The following is a 16130-nucleotide window of genomic DNA, read 5'->3' on the forward strand; positions in this document are numbered from 1 at the left end:
TTTTATCCCTTATACCCACAATAGGTAATACATAAATCTCTAAATCGCCAAATATCGCCCCTGCTACTACGGCTATCCAATATAATCTCATAGAGTCCTTTTAATAAAGCTCGTAGCGCCTTAATTGAAATTCTAGGACTCGCCTCATAAGCTAACTTAATCGGATACGGTTTAAATGACGAATCATGGTCCTTACATAAGTTTTGTATAGCTTGAACAGACATTCCCGCTTGGCGGCATTCGCTAACCAGTAACTGTAAACGTAATTGCCCCTCAATATAGCTCATTGCACGGTCTAATTCTTTATAGCCGAACATAAACGGAAATAGTTCAAGCAATGTATCAATATCTCGTTTTAACAGAGCCTCTTTAAAGGTGAAAATGTTTTTAGCCCCATAATCGCTACCATTTTCTTCGAGAAACTCTTTAGTAATGACTTTATCACCTGTAATTTGTAGAAAATACCGGTCAAATTCGGTTCTCATAAAAGAAACCGGTACATCTTGCCACAAATCGATGAGATGAGCTACATATTCCTGTGCATCAGGTGTCATTTTAAATCCATTAGACGTACAGTACTGACGTATCCACATCACAAGGTCTGCCCCTTCAAGGCGCTTGCATTGATGATTTGGTATTTTATCTAGAAGCTCTTTATTCTGTTTAATGCGTTTATCAATCATATCATGATAAATCAAAAGGATGGGGTTATCCCCGTTATATTCCATGAGAAGTTCATATAATGGAGCCCAAGCATCGCTATTTTTACCGCTTTTACGAATAATAGGTAAGTTCACTAAGCAAAATACCTTTTGATCACCAAAAAGAGAGTCTTCACATAGCTTTTCACTAATCTTCTGTGGCCCAGCTTCATCATCTAATACTGTTACTGGAAGGTCAGGATAGGCACTTAAAAATTTACGTTTTTCTTCTTCAATTAATTGTGGCTCATCGCCATAAATGAGTTGAATATGTGCCATAATTCCTCCTTTCACAGATAGATATCTTTAATGTAACTGTACCCCATTATATACATGTGTTCCGATGATGGATCCACATCGCGTAATACACCATGAGGGCTGCTAAGTAAAACCATATTATGCGGTAATACTCGACCAATTTCATTCATTGAACTAGAACGACTCGTAATAAATAATGTATTAGTCTTATCTTTTAATTTTAGATTTTTTTCCCCTCTTTGTCCATTATATACATCGATTTCTTTCATACTATTTTTATATATTGTTTTTGCAGATCCGTTACTATGAAAGTAGTCTACTTTTACAACCTTTGGATTGACACCATATGCTCGTATAGCTTGATTGATAAGCCTTTCATTAGGTGTAGTTTTAATATGGTCTGGCGCATCAATTAATACATAGGCCCCTTCGTGATTAGGTTCTATACAAAGTAACACATTACACTGCTTCATAGGAATATAGTGAACCAATACATCCTTATGATAATGTGTAACATAAAATGATGCCCCAAAGCTGATAATCATAAAAAACAAGGACATAACTATATAAATAGTATACTGTTTTCCATGTGTCAAAAAGTACGTAAATAAACCTAATAGGACAAAATACATATAAGCACAATAAGGATTCATCATGCCGAACCAAAGTAAACTGCCACTACGACCTAACACATGATTTAAATATAAGGATATACGTAATAGTGCATCTATCAATGACCATAGAAATGATATTGGCATTATAGAGCTAATAATAGTACTTATAAAAATTAAAACGATAGATATATCTAATAAAGGTGCCACTATACAAGCTGCTAACAAACTAGCAATACTGATATAGTGAAAATAATACAGCTGTAGCGGTAAGATGAGCAACTGTGCTGACACACATAATACAAGGGGTGTTTTAATCCATTTTGGTAACCATTGAATACGTTCATATAATACTTTTCCCCATATGAGCAATCCATAAGTTGCACCAAAGGATAGCTGAAAGCTTACATCAAATATAGAAAAAGGATCATATACTAAACATAGTATGGCACATATGCATAATGCCTGCTTCGCTTGATATAATCGACCTTTTATGTAAGCCATACACATGAGTATGCTCATTATCGTTGCCCGTACAACAGGAGCATCGCCACCAACGACACCACAATACATGCAAGCTACTAAAATGCCAATAGTCAAACTAGTTCGTTTTCTTAATTTAATAAGTCGTCCCAGTCCATATACCAGTGCTAATAAGAGCGCAATATGTGAACCTGATATAGATAGAATATGAATAAGCCCTGTATAGGAAAAATCCTTCATTGTATCTTCCCCTAGCTCACTATAATGGCCACCTAAAGCTAATGATTGTGCTAATACATGTTGTGGACCCTCTAGATAATTAGAAATAGTTTTATCTATAGACTCACGTATTGATCCACAAATAAATAAGAGTTTCCAATATATTTTTTCAGAAAAGAGCTCTTTATAGTTGAATGCTTGTAAGTCTTTATTTGTAGCAGTTCTATATACACCATCGTAGATTCGCCCTCGAGAATTGGAACTCATATATCGACCGCGAAGATTAATACGACCTTCCTCTTCGATAAGAAATAAGGACTTTGGTGTACCTTCTACAACTGCGTATTCCCCTAGTCGTATGGGATGTTTGGTGGTAGACACCTTTGAATATACCTGTAACCTTCCCTGTGCATTAATATAATCATTTTTGGCAGTATCTTTATAAGGATGTAAGCCATGAGTTTTAATTGTATATTTGTAGTACTCCTGTCCGTTCAAATTTACTCTTTCAGGAGCAGTTACAACCGTACCAAGATATTCTCCTTCTTGCTGCAAATAATATGAAGTATAGCTATTAAAATGTATAATCCGTAAATCTGTTTGATAATACGACAGTCCTACAAAAACGGACACTAAAACTATTAACTTACCAAGTGATCGCCACCAATTAGACGATTGTAAGACTTTAAAAACACCGACACCTATAATGGCTATCCCTATCGCAAAGATGTAGTACATTTGATTGAGTACAGGAAAATAATTTCCATACCCTAGTATTGTTCCTATAATGATAGATCCTAATATAACATGTGCCCATTGACTATGAGTTAACACCACTTTTGTACGATCAATAATATTTGTATGTAGTGGCATACCTTCGTGATTACAATTTTGATTGTTAAATTGTAATTTTGTCTTTAATTTTCTTAAATACGCCGTCACCAATGCCCTTCACCCCCTTGATACCTTCAACGGAAGTAAAGGGGCCTTTTTGTGAACGATATTCCTCAATTCTTTTAGCCATGGCAGGGCCTATACCTGGCAGAGAGTCTAATTCTTTTGCAGTGGCAGAGTTTATGTTTATCTTATTACCACGCAATAACACTTCAGGATTACCGTGAAAGTTAAATACTACATGGATATGATCACCTGCAGTAACTGGCTTAGCCATATTTACCGACTCTACATCTGCATACGGTAATAGTCCTCCTGCTAGCTTAACAATATCACCTACAGTAGCTGAGCTTTCAAGCTCATATAAACCAGGTGAAGCGACTGCACCTGTTATATAAGCGATTGGTTTATTAGGCTGTTGTTCTACAGTAGATATAGAAGAATTTCCATCTATACCCCCTTCAGCTAGGACAGAATCGCTTTCATCTGTTATAATAGGCCATAGGAAATAAATTCCTACTAAAATACATAGGATTAATACAATTATCATATAGGGCTTCAATTTAACTTTCATAGTGCACCTCCTACTGAAGGATTTCCCTATGAAAAACAAAACTCCTACCGATGACTCTATTGGTCACACTAGCAGGAGTTTAACAATTGATGACGAATTAAAGGAGAAATTATGAATCAAGATACATTAAGAAAATATGCCCGTACATTATTACGATACGGTGTAAACTTGCAGCAAGACCAAACATTAGTTATTTCTGTAGATGTAGAAAACAAAGACTTTGCAGTGATTGTTACTGAAGAAGCTTATGAACTTGGTGCTAAGGAGGTTGTTCTGAACTGGAGATGCTCCCCAATTGCCCGTCAACGTTTATTACATGCTAACGAATCTGTTTTAGAAAAACCTGCTAACTGGATACCGGAATTCTACAAACAATACATCGATGATAAGGCAGCCTTCTTATCTTTAATCAGTGCTAATCCAAAAGCCTTAGAAGGTATTCCAACAGATCGTATTTCCTTACAATCTCGTAACTTAAATAAAGCGTTATCCTTCTATCATACAGCCATCATGAACTCTTCTGTTACATGGTGTGTTGCTTCTGTACCAACAGTTCTTTGGGCAGATTTACTTGGCTATGAAGGTACTGACGAAGAAAAAATCGATCAATTGTGGACAACATTATTAAAACTTTGCCGTATTGAAGGTATTGAACCAAAAGATACATATCGTCATCACATGGCAAAATTGCGTCGCCGCTGTGAAGCATTAAATAAACTAGACTTAAAATCATTGCGTTACACTTGTGAAAACGGCACCGATCTTTTATTAGAATTGCCAGAAGGCCATATCTGGCTAGGTGGTGAAGAATCCTCCAAAGATGGTACTATTTTCAATGCTAATATTCCTACAGAGGAAGTATTCTCTGCCCCTCAATATAATGGTGTAAATGGCGTTGTGCACAGCACAAAACCATTAATTTACCATGGCAATACGATTTCTGATTTCTCCTTCACGTTTAAAGAAGGTAAAATCGTAGAATACACTGCAAAAGAAGGTTATGAAGTACTAAAAGAATTAGTAGAAACTGATGAAGGTTCCCACTACCTTGGTGAAGTAGCATTAGTGGATCACTTTAGCCCAATTAGCCAATCTAACCAAATCTTCTACGAAACATTGTTTGATGAAAATGCGTCCTGCCATTTAGCGATTGGCGCATCTTATCCTACATGCCTCAAAGGTAGCGATGGTTTATCTGAAGAAGAATTAAAAGAACGCGGCCTTAACCACTCCTTAACACATGTAGACTTTATGATTGGTCATGAACGCATGAATATCAAAGGCTACACTCGTGATGGTCAAGAAGTAGACATTATGATTGATGGTCGTTTACAAGTATAAACATAACTACAAAACAATCATAAATTGGATGACAGCAAAGAACTATATGTCTAGTCTAACGTCTCTAGTAGATATCAATTTATATTGGAAAACTACATATGAAACAGACCCTATATACGCTTGTATATAGAGTCTTTTGATAATAGTAAAAATTTATTCTATTACAATGTGATATTTAAAGTACGGCCTGTAGGTTTATATTCAATAATCTCTACACCTGCAGTTTTTAACATCCTCTTAGATGCTTTTACCTCTTTTGTATCCTTATAGAGGTCATCGCGGTAGATAACAGCCTTAATACCACTTTGAATGATTGCCTTAGCACATTCATTACAAGGGAATAATGTGACATAAATCTTAGAACCCTCTAGAGAACCGCCGCGATAATTTAGAATGGCATTGAGTTCACTATGTACAGTATAAAAATATTTATTATCATCTGCTGTATCGCGTTCCCATGTAAAATCATCATCGCTACAGTTTAAAGGCATGCCATTATAGCCAATAGATAAGATTTTATTATCATTACTAACGATGCACGCACCAACTTGTGTATTAGGATCTTTAGAGCGTTGCGCTGCTAAGATGGCAACGCCCATGAAGTATTCATCCCAGGAAATATAATCGCTACGTTTTGCCATAATTACCTCACTATAAAATAAGCCCCCTTCTACTTATGTAGTTGGGGGCTTACTGTATTAAACGAATAGAATATCGTTATTTAACTACGATATTTACAAGTTTACCAGGTACATAAATAACTTTTACAATATTTTTACCTTCTGTAAACTCTTGAACACGACTAGATTCTTTAGCCAATGTTTCTAATTCTTCTTTTGTAATATTTACAGAAACAGTAAGTTTATCACGAACTTTACCATTTACTTGTAATACTACTTCTACTTCATCTACAACGAGAGCTGCCTCTTCGTATACAGGCCATTTTTCAGTATGGATGGATGTAGTTTCACCCAATTCATGCCACAACTCTTCTGTCATATGAGGAACGAATGGTGCTAAAAGAAGTAATAAGAAATGAGTTAATTCATTAGCTAAAGCACTATTGATTGTTTCAGCTTTGTCCTTATGAGCGTACATAGCATTTACTAGTTCCATGATAGCAGAAATAGCAGTGTTGAAGTTGAAGTTGTTATCGAGGTCTTCTGTTACCTTTTTGATAACACGATGCAATTCACGACGCAAAGCAAATTCGTCTTTTGTAAGTTCACCAGTTACATTTTTCTTAGCTTCTTCGTTGTAAGCATCAACAATACGCCATACACGACCTAAGAAACGGTAAGAACCTTCAACGCCTTGGTCAGACCAATCAAGGTCACGATCAACAGGAGCCGCAAATAGAATAAACAAACGTGCAGTATCAGCACCATAAGTATTGATAATTTCTTCAGGAGAAACTACATTACCTTTGGATTTAGACATTTTGCTGCCTTCTTTAAGAACCATACCTTGTGTCAACAAGCCACGGAATGGTTCGTTAGCTTCGATAAGGCCTAAATCGTAAATAACTTTCACAAAGAATCGAGAGTACAACAAGTGCAAAATAGCATGTTCAATACCGCCGATATATTGGTCAACGTTCATCCAGTAGTTAGCGATTTTCTTATCGAATGGAGCTTGGTCATTTTTAGCGTCTGTATAGCGCAAGAAATACCAAGAGGAATCGATAAATGTATCCATTGTATCTGTTTCACGACGTGCAGGACCACCACACTTAGGACATGTAGTATTTAGGAAGCTTTCAGATGTAGCCAATGGAGATACGGCACCAGACTCAAATTTAACATCCTCTGGCAAGCGTACAGGCAACTCTTCTTCAGGAACAAGTTGTTCACCACATTTTTCACAATATACTACAGGAATTGGCACGCCCCAGTAACGTTGACGAGAAATCAACCAGTCACGAAGACGGAAGTTTACCTTACCTTCACCAATGCCGCGTTCGTTAAGAGCAGCTGTAATAGTTTTACGAGCCTCTTCAGATGTTTGGCCATTATATTCACCAGAATTAACGAGGATACCATCTTCATGGTACCATTCTTGCCATTTTTCAAGGCTGTATTCTTCACCTTCACAAGCTACAACTTGTTTAATAGGCAAATCATATTTATGAGCAAATTCCCAGTCACGTTCATCATGCGCAGGGGAACCCATTACGGCACCAGTACCATAGTCTACCAATACATAGTTTGCGATCCACACAGGAACTTGTTCGCCAGACATTGGGTTTACTGCATAGGAACCAGTGAACATACCTTCTTTAGGTGCTTCTGTAGATGTACGGTCAATATCACTCATATTGCGCATACGCGTAATGAAAGCTTCCAATTCAGCTTTATTAGGCGCATTTTCAATAAGGCGTTCCACATATGGATGTTCAGGAGCCAATACTACATAGCTTACGCCATAAATAGTATCAACACGTGTAGTATACACAGATACGCGTTCATTGATGGATGGTACTTCAAAGGAGAATTCTGTACCTTCAGAACGGCCAATCCAGTTCTTTTGCATCAATTTAACGCGTTGTGGCCAATGATCAAGAGTGTCCAAATCAGTTAACAAGCGATCAGCATATTCTGTAATGCGCAAGAACCATTGAGACAAGTCTTTTTTCTCAACTGGGTTGTCACAACGCCAGCAAGCGCCATCGATAACTTGTTCGTTAGCCAATACAGTATGACAAGTTTCACACCAGTTTACTTTTGCTTCTTTTTTATAAGCTAAGCCTTTTTTATAGAACTGCTCGAAGAACCATTGCGTCCATTTGTAGTAATCTTCTTTACATGTTGCAACTTCGCGCTCCCAATCATAGGACAAGCCAAGTGCTTTTTGTTGCAATTTCATGTTCTCGATGTTGTCGAGTGTCCATGTTTTAGGTGCAATACCATGTTTGATAGCTGCGTTTTCTGCAGGCATACCAAAGGAGTCCCAGCCCATTGGATGTAACACGTTAAAGCCCTTCATTTTTTTGAAACGAGCTACTACGTCACCGATGGAATAGTTACGCACGTGACCCATGTGTAAGTTACCAGATGGGTACGGGAACATTTCTAATACATAGTATTTTTCTTTGGATTCATCATATTCTGTTTTAAATGTATGGTTATCATCCCAATACTTTTGCCACTTTTTCTCAATATCTTGGGCTACATATTTTTCATTCATGTAGGGGCCTCCTCATATAGTCAACCTCATTAGTTGCCGTTTTATAATCAATATTTTTATTTTACTACTTACTATGAAAGCAGTCAAACTCTAGCGTTTTACTACTTGTACAGATTTTGTTAATTCGTTTTTAGTAGTTGTATTTTGAACAGATCTATGGCTCTTATAAGAAGCAATTGTATTCTTTGCATCTTGTGCATCACGTTCCTTTTGAGCCTTAGCTTCTTCTTCTAAACGCTTTTTCTCTGCCTTGGCTTCCTCAGCTTGACGTTTTTTCTCAGCTTTAGCTTGCTCCGCTTCTTCTTTAGCTTTGCGTTTAGCTAATTCTTTTTCTTCTTTTGCCTTACGTTTTGCTTCCGCTTTAGCAGCTTTGGCCTTTTCTTTTTCTTCTAAACGCAATTTATATTGTTCAAGCTTAGTTAATGGTTTAGTTTCTTCTACTACTGGTTCAGGAACAACCGCTGTAGGAGATTTAGGAATACCGCGGCCTAAGTCTTTGCCTTGAATCATAGCAATAGTAGATTCATCTTCAAAGCCTTTACGCCATGCTGCAAAACCACCGAGCTGTAATTCTTTTACAAGGTCTAGTTTCAAACCTAAAGACGTATTATCTTCAAACCAAATACGATCGGAACCAGACCCAGTTGGGATAGATAAATAATATAATTTTAATCTATCATCCCATGTCATTTTATCCTTGTAGTTTACAAAGTAACTACCTGTATTTTTCATAGCCAGTGTTTCGCCCTTAGCATAACCATTTGTATCATGCCATAAGCGCATATAGAATGGCACACCAAGTACTAGTTTTTGGGATGGCACTTCAGAAAGCATTTTTTCTGTATGATTGCGAACCCATGGATAACTTGCTACAGGACCTGCTGTGATACTCTTAGCCCATGTTTCGTCATAAGCCATGAGAACTACATAATCTACGGAATTTGCAAAGGCGCTGCGGTTATATACTAAAGACCATTCTGGGCTATCAGAATAACCGGTTACATCAATAGATGTTTTAATATTGTATTGATGTAAATGGTTAGATAAATACGCTACAAAGGCTGTTAAACGATCACGGTCGGCATAATCAATATTTTCAAAGTCAAAGTTATACCCATCAAAGCCGTAAATATAAGCATATTGCACGAGGTTATGAGCATATTTTTTCCATACAGATTGATCTGCTAAGATACCACTAGTAAAGCCAGGGTCAAATCGATTCGTAATTAAAGGCCATACGTGGTAACCTTTACTCTTATAATCGTTAACATAATCAATACTTACATTAGGACTTGCTTCGAGGCCAAGGCTATGCAATTTAAACCAACTTGGAGAAATGATATTATCGCCGCTAGCATTGAGTTTTGCTTGATATGGAGTTCCCTGTGTGGGCCATGGATCAAAAGCCCAAGACAATGGTGTTTGCATTGTATACGGAGCTTTTACCGTAGAAGCTTGTGGTGCAGGACCTAGTGTTAATTGTCCATTCGTCTTGGTATAGCTTACACCAAGCATAGCTGGATCAGACTCAATATCGACATAGGTCGTGCCATTTTTGCTGGTTGTGGGCAATTTTACAGGTTCACCAACAGCAGCAGGATCTAAAACGATAGTATTCCCTTGCAATACTGTTTGAGGTACATATACCGTATAGGATGTTTTATATTGATTAGCTTCGTAATGACGCGTAGTATTCGCCAAGAATTGATCGATAGGCACTAATACTTCTGCTTGTACAGCTGTACTAGACAATGCAGACATCACCAAAGCAGTTAAAGATTTTAAAATAGTAGATTTACGAATCATGAACTCTCCTAACTCTAGTCCCCTAAAGGGGATATAATTTCAATCTCTATATTATACCATATTATATAGAATTCCTCTCAGTTGTTGCATGAAGGGTACATGTAATTTATAATTTACCTTATACAATACAAGTTATTACATAAGGAGTTTTATATGCATCAATATCTATTTTTTATAGGTGACTTCCCTATCAGGGCTTATGGTGCCATGTTAGCTTTAGCTATCATCTGTGGTGCCTCTGTTGCCTATGTTTTATTAAAAAAAGATGGTCGTGGTTGGCATGAACATATTATCGACTTTTCCATTACGGTTGCCGTAGCTGGTCTCATCGGGGCCCGACTATGGGATGTATTCTTCTTTGATTGGCACTATTATGGCAATCATTTATTAGAAATTCCCTTTGTATGGCAAGGTGGTATGGCCATTCAAGGTGGCGTTGTATTAGGCACCATTGCAGGCTACTGGTACTTACGTAAAAACAATATCGATTTCTGGGCCTTTGCTGATTTATTTGCCCCTGCCTTAATTTTAGCTCAATCTGTAGGGCGTATGGCAAACCTCTTAAATGGCGATGCCTTTGGCCATCCTACGGGTGGTAACTTTGGCATTCTCTATCCTGAAAGCACGTTAGCACATCGCACTTACGGCAATCAACCATTATGGCCTGCCGAAATCTGGGAAGGTCAAATCGACATTCTTATCTTTGTGGCCCTCCTATTATTTAGCTCCTTTAAACATGCTAAAGGGCAAGTATTCGTACTATATGCGATTCTCTACTCTACAGCTAGATTCTTCCTTGAATTCTTGCGCGGCGACTATGTAGACTTAACACTAGGCTTAAAATCTGCTCAAATGACTAGTCTTATTGTTATTATCGTAGGCATTTGTCTATTTATCTATCTAGGCTACTTAGAAAAGAAAAATCAACCTGTACTTGAAACTACAGAAACAGCGCCTAAAACGAAAAAACGTAAATAATAACAAATAATAAGAAACATATATTATGAATAAAAAAATCCTTCATTCATGGGTCTCCCTTTGAATGAAGGATTTTTCTTTATAAGTCTAAAACTCATATAGTATGGAGTAATTTATTTTATATGGCCAAAGTTTATAAATTTTCTTTAGCTTTTAATGCATCTAGATCTTCTAATGCACGATTAGCAATGAGTGCATTTTTCTCTTTTTTCTTGCGTATTTTTTGAGGCCATGGGTCCATAATGCCAAAGTTGACATTCATAGGTTGGAAGTTAGACCCTTCATAGTTAGAAATATAGTGACTAAGGGATCCAATAGCTGTAGTTTTAGGGAAGTCTATAAATGACCGTTCTTCTAAATAACGGTCCACTTGTAAACCAACCATAAGACCACTAGCAGCAGATTCTAAATAACCTTCTACGCCTGTCATTTGGCCCGCAAAGAATAAACGCGGTTCTTTTTTTAGTTGGAATGCATGGTTCAACAACTCAGGAGAGTTGATATACGTATTACGATGCATAACACCATAACGAACGAATTCTGCGTTTTCAAGGCCTGGAATCATACCAAATACACGTTTTTGCTCGCCCCACTTTAAGTGAGTTTGGAAGCCTACCAAGTTAAACATGGTACCTTCCTTATTTTCTTTACGCAATTGAACTACTGCATAAGATTCCTCATTGGTACGCTTATCTACTAAGCCTACTGGTTTTAATGGTCCATAGCGCAATGTATCTTCACCACGGCTTGCCATAATTTCTACAGGCATGCAACCTTCGAAATAGATTTCTTTTTCAAAATCCTTTGATTGCACTGCTTCAGCCGTTGTAAGCTCATGCCAGAATGCTTTGTATTCTTCCTCTGTCATAGGACAGTTAAGATAATCTGCATCGCCCTTATCATAACGAGAAGCAGCAAATACTTTATCATAATTCAAAGATTCTGCTGTAACAATAGGTGCTGCTGCATCGTAGAAGTAAAAGCCTGTTTCACCAGTTAATTCTTTAATCTTATCCCCTAATACTTCAGATGTAAGGGGACCAGAAGCAAAAATAACAGTACCTTCAGTAGGAATCTCGGTTACCTCTTCGTGGTGCACCGTAATATTAGGATGGCCTTTTACCTTTTCAGTCACCATTTCACTAAATAGATGACGATCAACGGCTAAGGCACCTCCAGCAGGTACAGCAGTAGCATCAGCACATTCCATAATAATGGAGCCTAAACGACGCATCTCTTCTTTCAAAAGACCTACTGCATTTTCAATATTGCCAGCTCGTAAGGAATTACTACATACGAGTTCTGCAAATTGATCTGTTTGATGTGCAGGGGAACTTTTAACGGGGCGCATTTCATATAAGTCAACATGAATGCCACGGTTAGCGAGTTGCCAAGCCGCCTCAGAGCCAGCTAGACCTGCGCCAATAACAATAACATTTTTATTATTCAACTGTTGTTTCCTCGTTAGCTTTGCTAGATTTTTTAGAATTCTTAGACTCTTTAGTTTCTTTAGATTCTTTTACAGTTTCTTCACTAGCTTCGCTCTTTTTCTTTCTAGTTTTCTTTGGAGGTCGAGTTGGACAAGCTTCATTGGAACAGAATTTCTTAGTCGTCCCATTTTTATATGTCTTCTCAACCATAATAGAACCACAAGTATCACAGAATTCATGGGTTGGTTTATCCCATAATGTGAAATCACATTGTGGATAACGGTTACAACCATAGAACAAACGTCCTCGACGAGACTTACGTTCTACGATTTCTCCTTCTTTACATTTAGGGCAAGTTACACCTGTCCCTACCGTAATAGGTTTAGTATTTTTACATTCTGGGAAGTTAGAACATGCAAGGAACTTACCATAGCGACCAAATTTATATACCATTGGGCTATGACAGAGTTCGCACGTTTCATCACTTTCCATAGATGCAATTTCGATGCGATCCACATCGCTCGCATCTTCTAGCTCTTTAGCGAATACTTCATAGAAATCAGACAACACCTTTAGATACGTATCCTTACCTGATGCAATAGCATCAAGCTCTTCTTCAAGATCACGAGTAAAACCTGTATTGATGATTTTTTCAAAGTACGCGATCAAGAAATCTACCACTACAAAGCCTAACTCTGTAGGAACGAATTGCTTATTAGTATTCTCTACATAGTTACGACTTACGATTGTATCTAGAATTGGAGCATATGTACTTGGACGACCAATACCGAGCTCTTCCAATGTTTTGATGAGGCTCGCCTCAGAATAACGTGGAGGTGGTTGCGTGAAATGTTGTTCAGACAATACCTGTACAGTATGAGCAGCATCATTCTTTTTAAGCGCTGGCAATTGAGGAACATCCTCTTTTTTAGCATCTTCATAAACAGCACTAAAACCTGGGAAGATTACACGAGAACCTGAGGCTTTAAATGTGTAGTCGTCATGAACAGTCAATTCAATGGTAGTGGATTCATTTTGTTGTGGTGCCATTTGGCTCGCCATAAAACGATTCCAAATCAACGTATATAATTTTAGCTCATCACGACTCAAGAATGGTTCTACCATTTTTGGTGTTAACTCTAATGATGTAGGACGAATCGCTTCATGGGCGTCTTGAGCGGAACCTTTTGCACCATACATGTTAGGTTTAGATGGATAATAATCTTCACCATAGTTACGAATAATATAGTCCTTAGCCATAGCTTGCATTTCTTTAGAAATACGCGTAGAGTCTGTACGCATATAAGTAATCAAACCTACATGACCATAGGAACCGATTTCTAAACCTTCATACAAATGTTGAGCAATCATCATTGTACGCTTCGCACCAAAGTTCAACTTACGAACACCATCCTGTTGCAACGTAGAGGTTGTAAATGGTGGTGCGGCCTTACGAGAGCGCTTACGTTTTTCCACATTCGTTACTACTGCATCGGCACCGCCTATGGCATCGACAACGGCTTGTGCATCTTTTTCAGTAGTAATATCGATTTTCTCGCCTTTAATATGAGTTAATTCTGCTGTGAAAGCCTCTTTTTTAGGCGTTTCAAAATTGCCTTCAATAGTCCAATATTCTTGTGGTACAAAGGCTTGAATTTCTCGTTCGCGTTCACAGATGAGACGAACAGCGACAGATTGAACACGACCTGCGCTTAGGCCCTTACAAACCTTTTTCCATAATAATGGACTTAATTTATAACCTACGATACGGTCTAACACACGGCGTGCTTGTTGAGCATCTACCATGTTCATATCGATAGTCCGTGGAGATTCTAAGGCCTCTGCAACGGCATTTTTCGTAATCTCGTTAAATGTAATACGGCATGTAGACGTAGGATCTACGTTAAGAATGTACGCTAAATGCCATGAAATGGCTTCCCCTTCGCGGTCAGGGTCAGTTGCGAGCAATACGGCACTACTTTCATCGGCATAGGAAACGAGTTCATCTATAACCTTTTTACGAGTTACTAGATTGCTATAACGCGGTGTAAAGCCATGCTCTATATCGATACCCATTTGAGATTTAGGCAAATCTCGTAAGTGGCCCATACTTGCTTTTACCACATAGTTTGGACCTAAGAATTTTTCAATTGTTTTAGATTTAGCAGGAGATTCTACGATAACCAATACTTTGCCATCCGGATTATATACGCGAGGTTCCCGTTGCTCAGGTGGCACAGAGGTTTGTAGCACAGACTTGTCTCGAACAATCCCCATAGGAGTAAGAGCCTCTTTGGCAACCTTACGTTTTATCGTAGTACTCTCTTTTGTAGTACTTTTCTTTTTTGTTTCTTTACTAGTACTAGCTGCTTTTGGCTCGCCAATAACGATAGATCGTTTAATGGACAAGTATATCACTCCTAGTCATATTAATATAGCCTCTCGGCGGTTGATGCTCTATAGCCCCTTCTAGCTCTAACTCTAGCAATAAGGGCTGCAATTGTTGCAATGGAATGTGAGTTACTTTCAAAATATCACTAACAGTAATACATCGATCATGAGGTATTTCACTCAAGATTAAACTCTTATCCAAACTAAAGCTTAACATAGACGACCCATGACTATCAACACCCTTACATGTATTACTCGATAAATCCCCTTCTTTTACATGACTATGTCCCTCTTTCTTTGACGTTGAAAGTTTCTTTTTTGCCAGTAAAAGTTCCTCTTCTGTGGCGAAAAAATTCCGCAATGTTAAATGATACTGTTCCACTATATCCTCGTATCCAGTCAATACAAAAGCACCATTTCGCATAAGAAACTTATTACCATCAGCTGTGTGGTCTAATAGGTTACACGGTACTACAAATACATCGCGCCCTTCACTGACCGCCATATCCGCCGTAATCAAGGATCCACTACTAGACTTAGCCTCTACTACGATTACACCTCGACTAAGGCCACTAATAATACGGTTGCGTGCAGGAAAATGTTTTGCTGATGGCGGTGTGCCTGGAGGATATTCAGATAGAAGTAACCCATTATTAGCCAGTACTCTATCAAATAATTTAGAATTTTCTCTAGGATATACAATATCTAATCCACATCCCATAACAACAATGCCGTACCCCTGACTTGCTAGTAGTCCTTCATGACCATGCGAATCAATGCCACGAGCACCGCCACTCACAATTATAGTACTGTATTTGCCCAATTCTTTACCTAACATTCTCGCCACATTCCGCCCATATAATGAACACCGTCGAGCCCCTACAATGGCAATACGGTTTAACCTTTTATCTAATAAGGCTCGATTACCTCGCATAAACAATATAGCTGGTGGATTATAGATTTGGTTTAACATAGATGGAAAATCTTTATCTAGAAAGGTAGTAACATCCATCTGATATTCGTCTAACTTTTGAATTATATAATCAAGTTTTTCATCCCTAGCCGATGCTGCAATAGCACGTTTGTCAGCTATAGAAATATATGTATACCCTTTTAAATTCTCCACATTTTTAACAGCGTTCCATGCTTCATAAGGAGAACCAAAATCTTCTATGAATCGTCTTACATACGTAGCTCCTACATTATATAAACTCTGTAGGCCTGCAATATAAATAGTATCGTCATATCTTGTCATATC

11 protein-coding genes are annotated in these 16130 nt (G+C 37.9%); 2 read left to right on the forward strand and 9 right to left on the reverse strand.

All coding sequences use genetic code 11. From position 1 onward, the window contains the following. Positions 1 to 2: 2 nt before the first annotated feature. Genes holA through ACDF53_RS08420 form a run of 3 tightly spaced genes read right to left on the reverse strand, consistent with a single transcriptional unit; the run spans position 3 to position 3740 of the window. A complete protein-coding gene (gene holA / locus ACDF53_RS08410) occupies positions 3 to 980 on the reverse strand; it encodes a DNA polymerase III subunit delta (protein WP_295824426.1) in 978 nt (325 codons plus the stop codon). A gap of 11 nt (positions 981 to 991) precedes the next feature. Then, on the reverse strand, positions 992 to 3214 hold the full coding sequence (locus ACDF53_RS08415) for a ComEC/Rec2 family competence protein (protein ID WP_295824439.1): 2223 nt from the start codon (positions 3212 to 3214) through the stop codon (positions 992 to 994). Next, complete coding sequence (locus tag ACDF53_RS08420) at positions 3171 to 3740, reverse strand: helix-hairpin-helix domain-containing protein (RefSeq protein ID WP_105089216.1); 570 nt, start codon at positions 3738 to 3740, stop codon at positions 3171 to 3173. Before ACDF53_RS08420 ends, ACDF53_RS08415 begins: the two co-directional genes overlap by 44 nt. 111 nt (positions 3741 to 3851) lie before the next feature. Here ACDF53_RS08420 and ACDF53_RS08425 point away from each other — a divergent pair, with 111 nt between their 5' ends. Next, a complete protein-coding gene (locus ACDF53_RS08425) occupies positions 3852 to 5081 on the forward strand; it encodes an aminopeptidase (RefSeq protein WP_370816008.1) in 1230 nt (409 codons plus the stop codon). Between the two features lie 161 nt (positions 5082 to 5242). On the opposite strand, the gene ACDF53_RS08430 is transcribed toward ACDF53_RS08425, so the two are convergent. From ACDF53_RS08430 to ACDF53_RS08440, 3 genes are all read right to left on the reverse strand, one after another. Further along, positions 5243 to 5722 carry a dCMP deaminase family protein gene (locus ACDF53_RS08430; RefSeq protein WP_119206709.1) on the reverse strand — a complete coding sequence of 160 codons (480 nt, stop codon included), beginning with the start codon at positions 5720 to 5722 and terminating at the stop codon, positions 5243 to 5245. Between the two features lie 76 nt (positions 5723 to 5798). Beyond that, positions 5799 to 8267: a leucine--tRNA ligase gene (leuS, locus tag ACDF53_RS08435; protein ID WP_295824423.1), complete on the reverse strand. Its 2469-nt coding sequence runs from the start codon at positions 8265 to 8267 to the stop codon at positions 5799 to 5801. A gap of 90 nt (positions 8268 to 8357) precedes the next feature. Next, on the reverse strand, positions 8358 to 10073 hold the full coding sequence (locus ACDF53_RS08440; RefSeq protein ID WP_295824421.1) for a glycosyl hydrolase family 18 protein: 1716 nt from the start codon (positions 10071 to 10073) through the stop codon (positions 8358 to 8360). Positions 10074 to 10226: 153 nt separating this feature from the next. Between ACDF53_RS08440 and lgt the strand changes: the two genes are divergently transcribed. Then, on the forward strand, positions 10227 to 11051 hold the full coding sequence (gene lgt, locus ACDF53_RS08445; RefSeq protein WP_105089221.1) for a prolipoprotein diacylglyceryl transferase: 825 nt from the start codon (positions 10227 to 10229) through the stop codon (positions 11049 to 11051). A 133-nt stretch (positions 11052 to 11184) separates the two neighbouring features. Here the strand turns inward: lgt and trmFO are convergent, their stop codons facing one another. The 3 genes from trmFO to dprA are packed head-to-tail and all read right to left on the reverse strand — an operon-like array spanning position 11185 to position 16127. Further along, positions 11185 to 12501 (reverse strand): methylenetetrahydrofolate--tRNA-(uracil(54)-C(5))-methyltransferase (FADH(2)-oxidizing) TrmFO, encoded by a 1317-nt coding sequence (gene trmFO, locus ACDF53_RS08450; RefSeq protein WP_370816011.1) that lies wholly within the window; start codon positions 12499 to 12501, stop codon positions 11185 to 11187. After that, entirely contained in the window at positions 12494 to 14890 is a 2397-nt protein-coding gene (gene topA / locus ACDF53_RS08455) for a type I DNA topoisomerase (protein WP_295825183.1), read from the reverse strand. Before topA ends, trmFO begins: the two co-directional genes overlap by 8 nt. Beyond that, positions 14880 to 16127: a DNA-processing protein DprA gene (gene dprA, locus ACDF53_RS08460; protein WP_295825184.1), complete on the reverse strand. Its 1248-nt coding sequence runs from the start codon at positions 16125 to 16127 to the stop codon at positions 14880 to 14882. The genes topA and dprA overlap by 11 nt, the downstream gene beginning before the upstream one ends. Positions 16128 to 16130 lie beyond the last annotated feature (3 nt).

It is taken from the genome of Veillonella sp., from assembly GCF_041333735.1.
Lineage (GTDB): Bacteria > Bacillota > Negativicutes > Veillonellales > Veillonellaceae > Veillonella.

Excerpts from the sequence above, each read along its gene's own strand:
- leuS (WP_295824423.1), bottom strand. The coding sequence starts at position 8,267 with ATGAATGAAAAATATGTAGCCCAAGATATTGAGAAAAAGTGGCAAAAG.
- dprA (WP_295825184.1), bottom strand. The coding sequence starts at position 16,127 with ATGACAAGATATGACGATACTATTTATATTGCAGGCCTACAGAGTTTA.
- holA (WP_295824426.1), bottom strand. The coding sequence starts at position 980 with ATGGCACATATTCAACTCATTTATGGCGATGAGCCACAATTAATTGAA.
- ACDF53_RS08440 (WP_295824421.1), bottom strand. The coding sequence starts at position 10,073 with ATGATTCGTAAATCTACTATTTTAAAATCTTTAACTGCTTTGGTGATG.
- ACDF53_RS08420 (WP_105089216.1), bottom strand. The coding sequence starts at position 3,740 with ATGAAAGTTAAATTGAAGCCCTATATGATAATTGTATTAATCCTATGT.
- ACDF53_RS08430 (WP_119206709.1), bottom strand. The coding sequence starts at position 5,722 with ATGGCAAAACGTAGCGATTATATTTCCTGGGATGAATACTTCATGGGC.
- lgt (WP_105089221.1), top strand. The coding sequence starts at position 10,227 with ATGCATCAATATCTATTTTTTATAGGTGACTTCCCTATCAGGGCTTAT.
- ACDF53_RS08425 (WP_370816008.1), top strand. The coding sequence starts at position 3,852 with ATGAATCAAGATACATTAAGAAAATATGCCCGTACATTATTACGATAC.